The sequence below is a fragment of the Humibacter sp. genome, assembly GCF_051954055.1.
Lineage (GTDB): Bacteria > Actinomycetota > Actinomycetes > Actinomycetales > Microbacteriaceae > Humibacter.
In genome coordinates, this window is the sequence record NZ_JBQCIE010000113.1 from 1 (window position 1) to 13,271 (window position 13,271).

The following is a 13,271-nucleotide window of genomic DNA, read 5'->3' on the forward strand; positions in this document are numbered from 1 at the left end:
TCTTACCTGCCGGTTTGTTGTCGCCATTGTTTTGTAATGCGGGGTGCGTGTGTGGTGGGCGCGCCCCCGGTTGGGCGCCGTCGAGGCGCCGCTCCTCGGCCACCGCCGCGACGAGCGCCCTTGGAAGAACGCACCAGCCGAGGCCGATGCCCGGCCCCAGCGCCTTGCTGGCCGTTCCGACGTAGACGACCCGATCCGGCGACAGCGACTGCAGCGCCCCGATGGCGCGCCGATCGAAGCGGAACTCGCCGTCGTAGTCGTCCTCGATCACGAGGCCGCCCGTGCGCTCCGTCCACTGAACGACGGCCGCGCGGCGGGCGGGACTCAGGGCGACGCCGATCGGGAACTGGTGCGCCGGGGTGAGCAACACGGCATCCGCGTTCAAGTCACCGAGTCTCTCGACATCGGCTCCGGAGTCGTCGACGGGCAGCGGCACGACCTCCAGTCCGAGTGCGGCGAGGATGTGCCGATGGGGCTGATGCCCGTACTCCTCGACGGCGACGCGGCGAGCGCCGGCTGCCACGAGCGCGCGTCCGACGAGCCGCACCGCGTGCCCTGCCCCGTGCGTGACGTGCACCGCCGCAGGGTCGGCCACGACGCCTCGGGCGCGTCCGAGATAGGTCGCGAGCGCCCGCCGAAGAGGCTCGACGCCCGCGGGATCGCCGTAGCCGAACGCGGAGACCGGCGCCGCGGAGACGGCACGCCGCATCGCCGAGCCCCACGCGGATCGCGGAAACGCGGAGGTGTCGGGGATGCCGGCGCGCAGGTCGAGTCGGATGCCTGCGCCGGCGTGCTGGACCGGCGGTCCGGCATCGTCTGCCGCGGCAATGCGGGCGGATGAGCCTGCCCCGTGCGCCACCCACGTGCCCGCCCCGGTGCGCGCCTCGAGCCACCCCTCGCCCACCAGCCGGCCGTACACCTCGGCGACGCTGTTGCGGGCGATACCGAGGTCGCGGGCGAGGCTGCGCGTGGCAGGCATCCGTGTGCCGGAGGCGAGGCGTCCGTCGCGGATCATGTCCCGCATCGCAGCCTCGAGCGAGTCCGTCTTGCGTCGCGGATCGACCGCGAGGTGCAGGTCGATGCCGGCGACGGACGAGACCTCGGTGGGCGAATTGGCCCAGGCATCCGTCATAGGAATGGACTGTAGCAGCGCGCCACTTGCGTCGTACGGTGAAGACATGAGCGAGACCGAGACCATCACCCCCGCCGGCGCGACCGGCACCACCGACGAGATCGTCCTTCCCGCCGTACGCTTCGACTTCGACGAGCTGGCGCCCGGCTTCTCGCGCGCACTCGCGCACCTCGATCACGCAGCCGTCGTCGAGCTCGACGCTGCGGGCATCCCCACCGGCTTGAGGCACCTGGTGAAGCTGCGGGCGTCGCAGCTGAATGGATGCTCGTACTGCGTCGACATGCACTCGCGAGACGCCCGCGACTCCGGCGAGTCGTTCCAGCGCATCGCCGCGGTCGCCGTCTGGGAGGAAGCGCACTTCTTCACCGCGCGTGAGCGCGCCGCGTTCGAGCTGACGGATGCCGTCACGCGCGTCTCCGAGACCCACGTTCCGGACAGCGTCGTCGCCCACGCACTTGCGGTGTTCTCCGAGAAGGAGGTGTCCGCTCTGCTGGCGCTGATCGTGTCGATCAACGCTTGGAACGAGATCGGCGTGACGGCGCGATGCTGGCGGGCTCGGGTCGAGGGTTGAACGAGGACCGGTCGGCTCAGATTCGCTGAAGATGCGGTCGCGGCCCCTCGAGGCGAGCGATCGCGACCTTGACCTCGACGAGTTCGTCCTTCACGCCTGCCACCTCGCGCCTTACGTCTGCGATCTCTGCTTCGACTTTCTCGAACCGGGCATCCACCTTCTCGAACCGCTCGTCTACCTTGTCGAATCGTGCGTCCATGCGCTTCGTCTGGTGCGCGAGCATGCCCCCGACCCCGCCCAGCACCGACACGGCGAAGGCGAACAGGGCGATGATCATTCCGATCACGTCGGCGGACACGAACACCCTCCCATTCTGCCCGTCCGACCGCGGGCACACCAGCGACAGTACGACTCCGCGAGGACCGCGCGCGGCGAGCGGCGCCCACTGTGGAGAGCCAGCGAGAGCCCGCCATGTGGAGGGCGAGGCGGCTGACGTCAGCCGGCCGTCGGCTCCAGCGCACGCGCCGCAAGGTAGTCCTCCCACGTCGCCGTTCCACGCTCGGAGCCGGTCGACACGATGGCATCGTGCAGCACCGCCTTCGCCGCCCTGCCGGGCAGGCCGACCGACACGATCCAGCGCCGACGCCCGACCGAGCGCAGGTAGGCGCGGATCAGTTCGTGCGAGTCATACACCCGTGGGCCACCGAACTCGGGCACGTAGCCGGCGGGCTCCCCTTCGGCGAGCGCGACCAGCCGATCCGCGACCTCTTCTGCGGCGACCGGTTGCACGTGCATCCGCTTCGGCAACGGCACGATCGGAAGCTTCGCCACGGACTGCGCGACCGGGTACACGAGCGTGAAGAACTGCGTCGCGCGCAGTGTCGTGAACGGGATGCCCGACCGCTCGATCACGAGCTCGCCCTCGCGCTTCTGCGCGAAGTACTCGAACATGGCGTGGTCCGTCTTGGAGCGCACGGGCACCCGGCCGGCGCCCGCGACGGAGATGTAGACCAGGTGGCGGACGCCTTCGCGCCGCGCGGCATCCACGAGCTGTCGTGCCTTCTCGCCGTCGCCCTTCTGGGCTCCGGCGCAGTGCACGATGAGGCCGACACCGGCAACGGCATCCGCCACGCCCTCTCCCGTGTCCAGGTCGCCCGAGACATACTCGACGTCGTCGCGCGGCCCTGACCCCCGCCGGCTGGCCACCCGCACGGCGTGTCCGTGGTCGCGCAGGCGGTTGACCACGAGCGAGCCGAGTGTGCCGGCGCCGCCCGTGACGAGCACCGTTCCGCTCCGGCGGTCGCCGTCCGAGCTGTGAATGATTGGGCCGTCGATGTCTGAGCCGCGGCTGTCTGAACTGGATGCGGTCATGAGCTGCCTTTCGTCGTGCGACGAGCCTTGCGGCCGCCGCGGATTTCGCGTACACCCCTTCGATGCGCGAAGCCGACAGAATGTGACAGATGACCGCGACCACGGAGCTCGAGCACGCTTTCACCGCGCTGCAGCCGCTACTTCGCTCGCTCGCCTACCGCATGCTCGGCTCGTTCAGCGACGCCGACGACGCCGTGCAGGAGACCTGGCTGAGCGCATCCCGCGCGGATGTCTCCGACGTGCGCAACCTGGATGCCTGGCTCACTACCGTCGCCGGTCGCGTGTGCCTCATGATGCTGCGGTCGCGACGCACCCGCGATGCCGTCTCGCTGGATGCCGAGCTCGGAGCGACCGACGGCATACGCGTTCCGGACGCCGCGATCGTCTCCGACGCGTCCCTGCACTCCTCGCCCGACGCCGCCGCGGCTGCCTCCGAGTCGGTCGGTCTCGCCATGCTGATCGTGCTCCAGGCGCTGAAGCCCGACGAGCGGCTCGCGTTCGTGCTGCACGACACGTTCGCGCTGCCGTTCGACGACATCGCGCAGATCCTCGAGGTCACGCCCGCGTCCGCTCGGCAGCTCGCGAGTCGCGCAAGGGCGAAGGTGCGCACCGCGCCGGCACCCGATCCCGACCGGCGTCGGCAAAGAGCCGCAGTCGACGCGTTCTTCGCGGCCGCCCGCGACGGCGACTTCGACGCGCTGCTGAAGGTGTTGCATCCGCAGGTGATGCTGCGGTCGGACGGCGGCGAGCTGCGGGCATCCGCGACCGCGATCATCCGTGGACCTCGCGCCATCGCGAGCCAGGCCATGATGTTCACGTCGTTCTCGCCGTACCGCAAGGATGCCTGGATCAACGGCGCCGCGGGCGTCGCGATCGTGGGCCCGCACGGGCCGATCTCGGTGATGGCCTTCACGGTCGTCGACAGTGTCATCGTCGAGATCCAGGTGCTCGCCGATCCGGAGCGGTTGGCCGCGCTGCTACCGGGCGACCTGCTCGGCGACCGCTGACGACGCTGGGCTGCGACGGGGCTCGCGGCCAGCGGAACGGGGAGCCGCGCGAGCACAGCCCGCGCGGCGCTGGGGTCGCGGTGAGAGCCCACCGGGCTCTCACTTTTAGCTCCACCGCGCATGAGAGACTGGACCCGCCCGAGTTCGCGGGCGCGTCCCCACTCTCAGGAGCACACTTCCAGCATGTGCGGCATCGTCGGCATCGTTTCTACCGAGCCGGTCAACCAACTGGTCTACGACAGCCTCCTTCTACTGCAGCATCGCGGGCAGGACTCCACCGGAATCGCCACGGCGGAGGGGAGCACATTCCACATCCACAAGGCGCGCGGGCAGGTGCGTGAGGCCTTCCGTACGCGCGACATGCGCTCGCTGCTCGGCACGATGGGACTGGGCCACGCTCGCTACACCACGAAGGGCGACGCGGCCAACGAGCAGGAGGCGCAGCCGTTCTATGTGAACGCACCGTACGGCATCATCCTGGTGCACAACGGCAACCTCACGAACACGCGGGAGCTGGCGAACGACCTGTTCCACATCGACCGTCGCCACGTGAACTCCACGAGCGACACGGAGCTGCTGCTGAACGTGCTCGCTACCGAGCTGCAGGGTCAGGTCAGCGGCCTCGAGTTCGATCCCGACCAGGTGTTCAACGCCGTTGAGCAGGTTCACGAACGCGTCGAGGGCGCCTACGCGGCGATTGCCATGATCGCCGGCCAGGGGCTGCTCGCGTTCCGCGACCCGTTCGGCATCCGTCCGCTCATCCTGGGGCGCAAGCCCGCCGGGCTGGTGGGCGACGAGTGGATCGTCGCGTCGGAGTCGGTGGTGCTCGAGGCGCTCGGCTACGAGGTCGTGCGGGATGTCGCACCGGGCGAGGCCGTGTTCATCACGCTCTCCGGCGAGTTGTACTCGCGTCAGTGCGCGAAGAACCCGGTGCTGATCCCGTGCTCGTTCGAGTACGTGTACCTGGCCCGTCCGGACTCCGTGATGAACGGCATCTCGGTGTACGAGGCGCGGCTGCGGCTGGGTAATCGGCTCGCCGACACGATCGCCAGGTACGCACCGCTCGGCGACATCGACGTCGTCATGCCGATCCCGGACTCGTCACGACCAGCGGCGTCCCAGGTGGCCCAGAAACTCGGCATCGAGTACCGCGAGGGCTTCTACAAGAACCGCTACGTCGGCCGCACGTTCATCATGCCGGGACAGGCACAGCGCAAGAAGAGCGTTCGGCAGAAGCTGAACGCCATGTCGAGCGAGTTCAAGGGCAAGAACGTGCTCATCGTCGACGACTCGATCGTTCGTGGCACCACGTCGAAGGAGATCGTGGACATGGCGCGGGCGGCGGGCGCGAACCAGGTGACGTTCACCTCGGCGGCGCCGCCGGTGCGGTACCCGCACGTCTACGGCATCAACATGCCGAGCCGTGGCGAGCTCATCGCTGCCGGACGCAAGATCCCCGAGATCGCGCTCGAACTCGGCGCCGACAGCCTCATCTACCAAGAGGTGGGCGACATGAAGGATGCCATCCTCGAGGGTCAGGACGTCGTCACCGACCTCGAGATGAGCTGCTTCACCGGCGACTACGTCACCGGAACGGTCACGCCCGAATACCTCGAGTGGGTGGAGCGCACGCAGCTCAGCTGAGCGCTACTCGCCGTCGCGCGGGCGGTCGTCGGCCGCTTGTTCCGGGCGAGAGACCGCGTTCTCGGCGTGCTCGGCCTCGGCCGGAAGCTCGCCCAAGTCGGGGAGCTCCGGGGTGTCGTCGGAGGCATCCGTCGTGCGAACGTCGATGCGGTCGGCGACCACGGTGCGCTCGGTGTGCTTCGTGACGGCGGATGCGATGATCGCGGCGATCGCCCCCAGGCCGACGCCAACGGCCACGGCACCCAGCAGTACGAATCCGAACACCGTGTTGCGGTCGTAGCCCTCGCCCTGCGGGAACGAGTACGTCGCGATGAACGCGGCGACGGCGAAGACCGCTCCGCCGAGCACCATGAATCGGCCGTACCGCGGCGTGCGGCGCACGCGCACCTCGTGCTCGGACGCCACGACCGCCTCCTCACGGACCGGCTCGCGGGCGGTTTCATCGGCGGATGTCTCGCCCTCGGCGGCCCCGTCGGCGGCGTCGTCGGTCGGCGCACCCTCGTGGGCACCACTCTCCGCTGCATCGCCCATCCGAGCATCGCTCGCCGAAGCGCTCACGCCTTCGGCCGAGGCGGTGGCGTCGTCATCGGAAGGATTGCGGGGGTCGCGAGGCACTCATCCATTCTCACGCATGCCACCTGTGCCACAGATCGGCGCCTTCGACGTGCGCTCGGCCGCTCAGCGCGGTCGATACACCGGCAGGTACGGCTCGAGGGTGGCGCGAGTACCGGAGGCGTGGACCGCACCGGATGCCTGCGCCTCGACCCACGAGGAGCGCCCGGTGGCCAGTGCGAGCCAGGTTGCCGCATCCATCTCGACCACGTTCGGGGGTGTTCCGCGCGTGTGCCGGGGACCCTCGACGCACTGCACGGCGCCGAACGGTGGCACCCGCACCTCGACCGAGTTTCCCGGCACCTTGTCGGCCAGTGCCTGCAGCAGGTAGCGCACCGCCGTCGCCGTGGCGTCGCGCGATGCGGATGCCTGCAGCGCCTCCGTCACGGCCGCCATGCCGTCCACTTCGCTGATGCGTACCCTGGCCATGCCGTTTACGAATTGTGCTCGCGGAACCATCCGACGAGCGCGTTGGCGTGCCCGTGGCCGATGCCGAACTCGTTCTTCAGGTATGCGACCTGCTCCATGTGCTTACGGTCGGCGACCTTCTCGAGTTCGCGCATCCAGTGCTCGATGGGCTGCCCGTACTTCTTCTCGATGGAGGGGAAGTATGACGCCGGCCCGGTGACTTTCTCGTCGGCCATGCGTCCATCCTGCCCGGTCGCAGCCAGACGTGCGCCCCCAGCCACGCCCTAGCATGGGCAGCGTGAGGATTCTCGTACTGGGCTCGGGCGCGCGTGAGCACGCCATCATCCGCGCGTTGCTGGCCGAGGATGCCGACCACGACATCACGGCGGCTCCCGGCAACGCGGGCATCGCCGACGATGTGCGCACGATCGGCATCGACCCGAACGACGGTGTCGCGGTGGCCGGATACGCGGAGGCGCACGGTGTCGAACTCGTCGTGGTCGGACCGGAGGCGCCGCTCGTCGCGGGTGTGAGCGACGCGGTGCGGGAGCGGGGCATCCCGGTGTTCGGTCCGAGCAAGGCGGCCGCCAAGCTCGAGGGCTCGAAGGCGTTCGCGAAGCGCATCATGGAAGCCGCCGGCGTACCGACCGGCAGGGCCGAGGTCGCCGGAACCCTCGACGAGGCGCGCGAGACGATCGACCGCTTCGGCGCACCGTACGTCGTGAAGGCGAACGGCCTTGCCGCCGGCAAAGGAGTGCTCGTCACCGACGATCGGGATGCCGCACTTGAGCACGCGAGGCAGTGGCTGGAGCACGGAACCGTGCTGATCGAGGAGTTCCTCGCCGGCCGTGAGGTGTCGCTCTTCCTGCTCAGCGACGGTGAGCACGTGCTCCCGCTCTCGCCGGCGCAGGACTACAAGCGACTACTCGACGGCGACGAGGGCCCGAACACGGGAGGCATGGGCGCGTACTCCCCGGTGCCGTGGCTCGAGGAGAACTTCGTCGACGAGGTGATCAAAACGATCGCCCTGCCGACCATTCGCGCGATGGCCGAGGAGCAGACGCCGTTCATCGGGCTCCTCTACTGCGGCCTCATCGTGACGGATGCCGGCCCTCGCGTCATCGAGTTCAACGCGCGCTTCGGAGATCCCGAGACGCAGGTGGTGCTGCCGCGGCTCGTGACCCCCCTCTCCGGCCTGCTGTACGCGGCGGCAACGGGCGAGCTCGGCGGGGTCCCGCGGCCGGAGTTCGCCCTGGATGTCGCCGTCGGCGTCGTGCTGGCGAGCGAGGGGTACCCGGAAGCGCCGGTGACCGGGCGGGCGATCCTCGGGATGGATGCGGCATCCGCCGTTCCCGAGGTACAGCTCCTGCACGCGGCGACCGACATCGCTGCGATCGCGACGGATGCGACCTCGAGCTGGTCAACGGAGACGCTCGTCACGTCCGGCGGACGGGTGCTCACCGTCGTGGCGCTCGGCTCCACTTTCGACGAGGCGCGCGAGCGCGCCTACGAGGCGATCGGAAAGCTCACGATCGAGGGCGGACAGTTCCGCACCGACATCGCTGCCGCCGTCGCGCCCGCGGCGCACTGACGCTCCATCCCACATCGCGCCCGGTTCAGGTCGCAGTTTCTGTCGTCTCAGGCCGCTCAGAACGACAGAAACTGCGACTTGAAGTTGGAGGGCGGGACGCTCAGGCCCCGATCGGCGGGTCGACGAGCAGTGCGACGCGCTCGGTGAGGTATGCGTCGAAGCCGGTGAGGGCATCCGGGCTCGACGGCATCCAGCGCACGAGGGCTTCGCCGTCGTGCACGGTGACAGGGCCGGATGCCCCGGCCAGGCTCGCATCGAGCGGAATGGGCGCCGCGTCGAAGTTCACGCTCGTGCCCGGTGGGTAGTGACCGCGGAACGCGGCGACGCGCAGCTGCCGCCGTCGCTCTGCGGATGCCGCGATGAAGGTGGTTCGTCCGGGCTCGTGGGCGCGAGTGAGGGATCCGGTCGCGAAGAGAGCGGGTGAAGGCGCTTGTATGTCGGCCGCTGCGTCTCCTGTGGTCGACGCCGTCTCATCCGCCCCCTCGGCCATGAGCAGCAGCACTCCCAGTCGCCACACGGTGCCCAGCGGGCGCAACCGCTCGGGACGCGGCACGAGCAGCACACGTGTCGGCGGCACGTATTCCGCGAGGGCCTCAGTGCGTGCTCCGGCGGCAGCGAGGCGTGCGGCAGCATCCGTGAGCGCGACGCGCACCCGCGCGATGGCCGCCTCGTCGGCCGCCGACATGGTGACCCTCACGATGCGATGCCGCCGCCTCAGCCCAGGAGGCGGTCGAGGTAGGCGTTGCGGAAGACGCCCTGCGGATCGTACTTCGCGACAAGTGCGCGGAAGTCGTCGAACCGCGGATACTGCGACGGCACCACGCCGTTCACGTCGAGGAACAGCTTGCCCCAGTGGGGGCGCGCACCCAGCGGGAGCAGGGCATCCTCGATCAAAGGCAGAACCGCCTCGACGCCGGCCTGATCGCGCTTCCAGGTGAAGTGGATGCCCAGCACGTCGCGCTCGTATGTGGAGCTGAGCCACAGGTCGTCGGCGGCGACCGTGCGCAGCTCGGTCACCTGCAGCACCGGGGCGATCCGTTCCGCGAGCGGAAGCAGTGCCCGAAGCGCCTCGACGGCCCGCTCGCGCGGCACGAGGTATTCGCTCTGGATCTCCTCGCCGTTCGAGGGCGTGAACGCCAGTTTGAAGTGCGGGAGCCGGTCGTACCAGGGCCCGGCGACGCCGAACTGGTCGGTGCACGCTGTGGCGTCGACGCCGGGCAGTGGATGCCGCTTCTCGGTCGCGCGCGCGGACCCGAAGAACGTCTCGGGTGCTTCGGGCGCGTCATCCCGCACGGCCCGCTTCAGCCACACCTGCTGCACGCCGCCGACCCAGCCGGTGAACATGCTCACGCTGTACGACGCGGACGTGATGGCGTCGAGGTTCTCGAGAACGGTGGGCCAGTCGAGCCCGTCGTACACGGTCTGCGCGACCTCGAACGTCGGCACGACATCGAGCGTGACGGCGGTCACGAGGCCGAGCGCACCGAGTCCGACCACGGCGCCGGCGAAGTCCTCGTCCCCGCGGCGCAGCACACGGAGCTCGCCGGTTCCGTCGACGAACTCGATCGCGCGCACGACCGCGGCCAGGTTCTGGTTGCGGTCACCCGACCCATGTGTCGCCGTCGCGATCGCCCCGGCGACCGAGATGTGCGGCAGGGAGGCGAGGTTCGGAAGGGACCAGCCACTGGCATCCAGCTGCTCGGCCACGTCGCCGTACCGCGTGCCGCCCGACACCGTCACGGTGCGCTCGGCCTCGTCGAGCTCGTACCGCGGTGGGAGCGCGGTCATCGCGATCAGGTCACCCGAGGTGTCCGCGATGTCGTTGAAGCAGTGCCGGGTGCCGAGTGCGCGTACGCGTCCACCGGATGCCGCCGCGTCGCGAACGGCGCGCTGCACCGCCTCGACGGATGCCGGATGCACCACCCCGCTCGCCCGATACGCGTAGTTGCCCGCCCAGTTCGTGCCTACCGATTCGGCCACGTCGCCTCTCCTTGCCGCATCGCTCGCGCGATGCTCCCATGCCATCGATGCATCGCTTTCCGTGCACCGAGTGCAAGCGTATGCGGTCCCTCGCTGACAGCGGCCGGCATCAGACGGCGATTTGTAGCGAGCAAAAACAATTATGCAGTAGCCGTGGGACCGACGCCAGGCTCCGCACTGCGCCCCGGCCGCACAAGCCCCGACTCATAGGCGAACACGACGGCCTGTACCCGATCCCGGAGACCGAGTTTGGCAAGAATGCTCGTCACGTGCGACTTCACGGTGGCCTCGCCGAGAAAGAGCAATCCTGCGGTCTCGGCGTTGGACATTCCCTGCGCGATCGCGACGAGCACCTCTCGTTCTCGAGGCGTGAGAACGTCCAGTTCGGTGATGCGGTCAGGTGACGGCGCCGCGGCAAAGGCATCCATCAACTTGCGCGTGACGGCCGGCGACAGCAGAGCCTGCCCGCTGTGCACCATACGCACCGCCTCGGCGAGCCCCTCCGCGGGACCGTCCTTGAGAAGGAATCCGGCCGCGCCTGCGCGAAGGGCTCCGTACACGTACTCGTCGGTCTCGAAGGTCGTCAGAGCGATCACCTTCGCGGAACTCGACGACACGATGCGACGCGTCGCCTCGATCCCGTCCAGGACGGGCATGCGTAGGTCCATCAGCACGACATCGGGATCATGCAGTCGTACTTGCGCGATGGCCTCGTCGCCATCCGCAGCTTCACCCACGACTTCGATATCGCACTGAGTCTGCAGGATCGAGCGCAGACCACCGCGCACGAGTCCTTGGTCGTCGACGACGAGAACCCTGATCGGGCGTGAAACCGCAGCATTGGATGCGCCCTGTGCCTCATCGGAGAGCGATCCGCTGCTGCTGGCCACGCCGCTCACGATCCCGCCTCGATAGGAAGCGTTGCTACCACGCGGAAGCCGCCGTCGACCGTGCGTCCCGCGTCGAGCCGGCCGCCGAACAGCCGAGTGCGCTCGCGCATTCCGACCAGACCGTGATGACCGCTTCCGCGGCCGGACTCTGCGCCTGGTCCGTTCCGCACCTCGACCTCGACCGCGCCGGCGAGGTATCTCACGCGCGCTCTGACGGGTGCGGCAACCGCGTGTGCTGCCGCGTTGGTCAGGCTCTCCTGCAGGATGCGATAGGCAGAGACATCGACGCCCAGCGGAAGTTGCCGAGGTGCACCCTCCACGGCGTAATCGATGCTCATGCCCGCGTCCGACAGCTGAGCCACCAAACGAAATGCTCCGGCCAGCGAGGGCTGGGGATCCAGCTCCTTGCGCTCTTCGTCCCGAAGGAGCCCGAGCATCCGCCGCATCTCGGCGAGCGCTTCACGACCCGTGCTCTCCACCGAGTTCAGTGCACGCTCACTAGAGGCGGGATCGCTGCGCAGCGTCAGTCGCGCCGATCCGGACTGCACCACCATGACGGTGACGCAGTGCGCGACGACATCGTGAAGCTCACGAGCGATGCGATCGCGTTCCTCCCTGATCGCATTGGCCGTTCGAAAGGATTCCGCCGCCTCGACTTCGGCGAGACTCTCACGAAGCGCGCGCCGCGTGGTCGCCCACGAGCGCAGCACGAGCCCGATGCCCCAGGCCGCGATCATGACAGTGAGATCGATCTCGAGGTCATTGAGGTTGAAGAAGCCGGGAATCACGAGTGAGTACACGCCGACCAGAGCGAGCGGCGGTGCGATGCTCCACCACTGCAGCGGGTGTTGCGCGTGCCGCGCGGCGCTGTACACGACCACGAGGATCACACCGAGACTCCACAACACGACCGGAGCATCGAGCAGCACGCGGAATCCCGCCATCATGGAGATGGTCACGATGAGCGCCGTGAACGGCCGAATGCGACGGAACGCGATCGGGAGGGCTGCTGCGATGACCGCGGCCACCTGGACGGGAACGCTCGCGCGGGATTCGTAGACGCTATCCGGAAGGGCCAGAACCTCGAAGGTCGACCCAGCCGCCAGCAAGGCAGCCAGCGAACCGTCGATGGCAATCTCGCCTGGCCGCACGAGCTGCGACGCCCGCCGCGCGACCGCTTCCTGGGCGGACACGGCACCAGTGTAAGCGGCACCATTCCGGCCGTGGATCCCCCATGGGGAGGGGACGTTCTCCGCCACGAGTCGGATCCGAAGCCGTTGTTTCGCCTTGCCGCCCACCTCCCGTCGGCGGACCGAGAAGAGACCTTGGGCCGTGGCTCCAAACGCCCGGAGATCGCAGGATCGTCAGCGTCGTCAACCGGATTTCCGAGACGACCGCAACGGAAGGATCCGAGATGAATGAGACCCACGACGCCAAGAGCGTCTCCACCACCCGTCGCATACTGCTGGGCGTGACGATGATCGTTGCCCCGGTGCTTCTGCTGTTCGGGCACCTGCTGACCGTGTCGGCCGATTCCGGAACCGACGAGCTCATCCAGGGCGTGAGTGCCGCGACCACCCTGTATGTCGCCTCGACGATCATGATCGCCTTCGGCGTTCTGCTGCTGCCGGTCGCCTTCGTCGGGATGATGCGCTTCGCTCCGGCGCGGGGCGGCACGATGGTGACGATCGGAGCCGCCCTGGCCACGGTCGGGGCCATAGGCGCCGGCGCCGGAAACGCCATGTTCGGCATGGTCCTGGGTTCGCTATTGCCTAGTCACCCGGCTCTGGCGAAGCAGGTCATCGCAGTCGCAGGAGACTCGGCGGCCGCGACCTGGCAATGGCAGGTGTTCTACCTCTTCCCCGTCGGTCTCGTGCTCATGACCATCGGGCTGATCCTGGCCAGGCGACTACCAGTGTGGCTGCCGGTCACACTCGGCGTCGGGACGTTGCTGCTTCTGGTATCCGGCGCCGGCGGGCTCGTCACGTTCCTGGAGTTGCTTCCGCTGGGAGTCGGTCTGGCCGCCCCCGGCGTTGTGCTCATCGCTCGGCCTCATCGTGGGCTGCCGGAGCCCGTCGCTTCGGGAGCGATCGCCGGCATCTGATTCTGGGCCGTTGCGCCCGGC

General features: G+C 68.8%; 15 protein-coding genes. 5 read left to right on the top strand and 10 right to left on the bottom strand.

The window, feature by feature from the left end; genetic code table 11:
- On the bottom strand, window positions 1-1,132 hold a 1,132-nt coding region (locus tag ACTHNC_RS15120; RefSeq protein WP_440295445.1), incomplete at its 3' end, for a PLP-dependent aminotransferase family protein.
- Window positions 1,133-1,178: 46 nt separating this feature from the next.
- Between ACTHNC_RS15120 and ACTHNC_RS15125 the strand changes: the two genes are divergently transcribed.
- Window positions 1,179-1,703: a carboxymuconolactone decarboxylase family protein gene (locus ACTHNC_RS15125; RefSeq protein WP_440295446.1), complete on the top strand. Its 525-nt coding sequence runs from the start codon at window positions 1,179-1,181 to the stop codon at window positions 1,701-1,703.
- Window positions 1,704-1,719: 16 nt separating this feature from the next.
- Here ACTHNC_RS15125 and ACTHNC_RS15130 read toward each other — a convergent pair whose 3' ends face one another.
- On the bottom strand, window positions 1,720-2,007 hold the full coding sequence (locus ACTHNC_RS15130) for a response regulator (RefSeq protein WP_440295447.1): 288 nt from the start codon (window positions 2,005-2,007) through the stop codon (window positions 1,720-1,722).
- Window positions 2,008-2,138: 131 nt separating this feature from the next.
- The gene (locus tag ACTHNC_RS15135) at window positions 2,139-3,014 is read right to left on the bottom strand and encodes an SDR family oxidoreductase (RefSeq protein WP_440295448.1); all 876 of its coding nucleotides are present in this window, start codon (window positions 3,012-3,014) and stop codon (window positions 2,139-2,141) included.
- 89 nt (window positions 3,015-3,103) lie between these two features.
- Between ACTHNC_RS15135 and ACTHNC_RS15140 the strand changes: the two genes are divergently transcribed.
- A complete protein-coding gene (locus ACTHNC_RS15140) occupies window positions 3,104-4,021 on the top strand; it encodes a sigma-70 family RNA polymerase sigma factor (RefSeq protein WP_440295449.1) in 918 nt (305 codons plus the stop codon).
- Window positions 4,022-4,204: 183 nt separating this feature from the next.
- Window positions 4,205-5,665, top strand: coding sequence for an amidophosphoribosyltransferase (gene purF / locus ACTHNC_RS15145; RefSeq protein WP_440295450.1), 1,461 nt, complete (start codon window positions 4,205-4,207; stop codon window positions 5,663-5,665).
- Between the two features lie 3 nt (window positions 5,666-5,668).
- Here the strand turns inward: purF and ACTHNC_RS15150 are convergent, their stop codons facing one another.
- The 3 genes from ACTHNC_RS15150 to ACTHNC_RS15160 form a co-directional block, all read right to left on the bottom strand.
- Window positions 5,669-6,280, bottom strand: coding sequence for a hypothetical protein (locus ACTHNC_RS15150; RefSeq protein WP_440295451.1), 612 nt, complete (start codon window positions 6,278-6,280; stop codon window positions 5,669-5,671).
- Window positions 6,281-6,343: 63 nt separating this feature from the next.
- A complete protein-coding gene (locus ACTHNC_RS15155; protein WP_440295452.1) occupies window positions 6,344-6,706 on the bottom strand; it encodes a sterol carrier family protein in 363 nt (120 codons plus the stop codon).
- Between the two features lie 5 nt (window positions 6,707-6,711).
- A complete protein-coding gene (locus ACTHNC_RS15160) occupies window positions 6,712-6,921 on the bottom strand; it encodes a DUF4287 domain-containing protein (RefSeq protein ID WP_440295453.1) in 210 nt (69 codons plus the stop codon).
- Window positions 6,922-6,983: 62 nt separating this feature from the next.
- Between ACTHNC_RS15160 and purD the strand changes: the two genes are divergently transcribed.
- Window positions 6,984-8,276 (top strand): phosphoribosylamine--glycine ligase, encoded by a 1,293-nt coding sequence (purD, locus tag ACTHNC_RS15165; protein WP_440295454.1) that lies wholly within the window; start codon window positions 6,984-6,986, stop codon window positions 8,274-8,276.
- A 100-nt stretch (window positions 8,277-8,376) separates the two neighbouring features.
- On the opposite strand, the gene ACTHNC_RS15170 is transcribed toward purD, so the two are convergent.
- The 4 genes from ACTHNC_RS15170 to ACTHNC_RS15185 form a co-directional block, all read right to left on the bottom strand.
- Window positions 8,377-8,961 (bottom strand): hypothetical protein, encoded by a 585-nt coding sequence (locus ACTHNC_RS15170; protein WP_440295455.1) that lies wholly within the window; start codon window positions 8,959-8,961, stop codon window positions 8,377-8,379.
- A 29-nt stretch (window positions 8,962-8,990) separates the two neighbouring features.
- Window positions 8,991-10,256 carry a D-arabinono-1,4-lactone oxidase gene (locus tag ACTHNC_RS15175; protein ID WP_440295456.1) on the bottom strand — a complete coding sequence of 422 codons (1,266 nt, stop codon included), beginning with the start codon at window positions 10,254-10,256 and terminating at the stop codon, window positions 8,991-8,993.
- A 140-nt stretch (window positions 10,257-10,396) separates the two neighbouring features.
- Window positions 10,397-11,077: a response regulator gene (locus tag ACTHNC_RS15180; RefSeq protein ID WP_440295488.1), complete on the bottom strand. Its 681-nt coding sequence runs from the start codon at window positions 11,075-11,077 to the stop codon at window positions 10,397-10,399.
- 74 nt (window positions 11,078-11,151) lie between these two features.
- Window positions 11,152-12,339, bottom strand: a complete 1,188-nt coding sequence (locus ACTHNC_RS15185; protein ID WP_440295457.1) for a sensor histidine kinase — start codon at window positions 12,337-12,339, stop codon at window positions 11,152-11,154.
- Between the two features lie 221 nt (window positions 12,340-12,560).
- Here ACTHNC_RS15185 and ACTHNC_RS15190 point away from each other — a divergent pair, with 221 nt between their 5' ends.
- The gene (locus ACTHNC_RS15190) at window positions 12,561-13,250 is read left to right on the top strand and encodes a hypothetical protein (protein WP_440295458.1); all 690 of its coding nucleotides are present in this window, start codon (window positions 12,561-12,563) and stop codon (window positions 13,248-13,250) included.
- Window positions 13,251-13,271: the final 21 nt, after the last annotated feature.

Bases quoted from the DNA above. Each gene is read 5' to 3' on its own strand.
- ACTHNC_RS15125 (WP_440295446.1), top strand. From the start codon at position 1,179: ATGAGCGAGACCGAGACCATCACCCCCGCCGGCGCGACCGGCACCACC.
- ACTHNC_RS15135 (WP_440295448.1), bottom strand. From the start codon at position 3,014: ATGACCGCATCCAGTTCAGACAGCCGCGGCTCAGACATCGACGGCCCA.
- ACTHNC_RS15140 (WP_440295449.1), top strand. From the start codon at position 3,104: ATGACCGCGACCACGGAGCTCGAGCACGCTTTCACCGCGCTGCAGCCG.
- purF (WP_440295450.1), top strand. From the start codon at position 4,205: ATGTGCGGCATCGTCGGCATCGTTTCTACCGAGCCGGTCAACCAACTG.
- ACTHNC_RS15155 (WP_440295452.1), bottom strand. From the start codon at position 6,706: ATGGCCAGGGTACGCATCAGCGAAGTGGACGGCATGGCGGCCGTGACG.
- ACTHNC_RS15160 (WP_440295453.1), bottom strand. From the start codon at position 6,921: ATGGCCGACGAGAAAGTCACCGGGCCGGCGTCATACTTCCCCTCCATC.
- ACTHNC_RS15170 (WP_440295455.1), bottom strand. From the start codon at position 8,961: ATGTCGGCGGCCGACGAGGCGGCCATCGCGCGGGTGCGCGTCGCGCTC.
- ACTHNC_RS15190 (WP_440295458.1), top strand. From the start codon at position 12,561: ATGAATGAGACCCACGACGCCAAGAGCGTCTCCACCACCCGTCGCATA.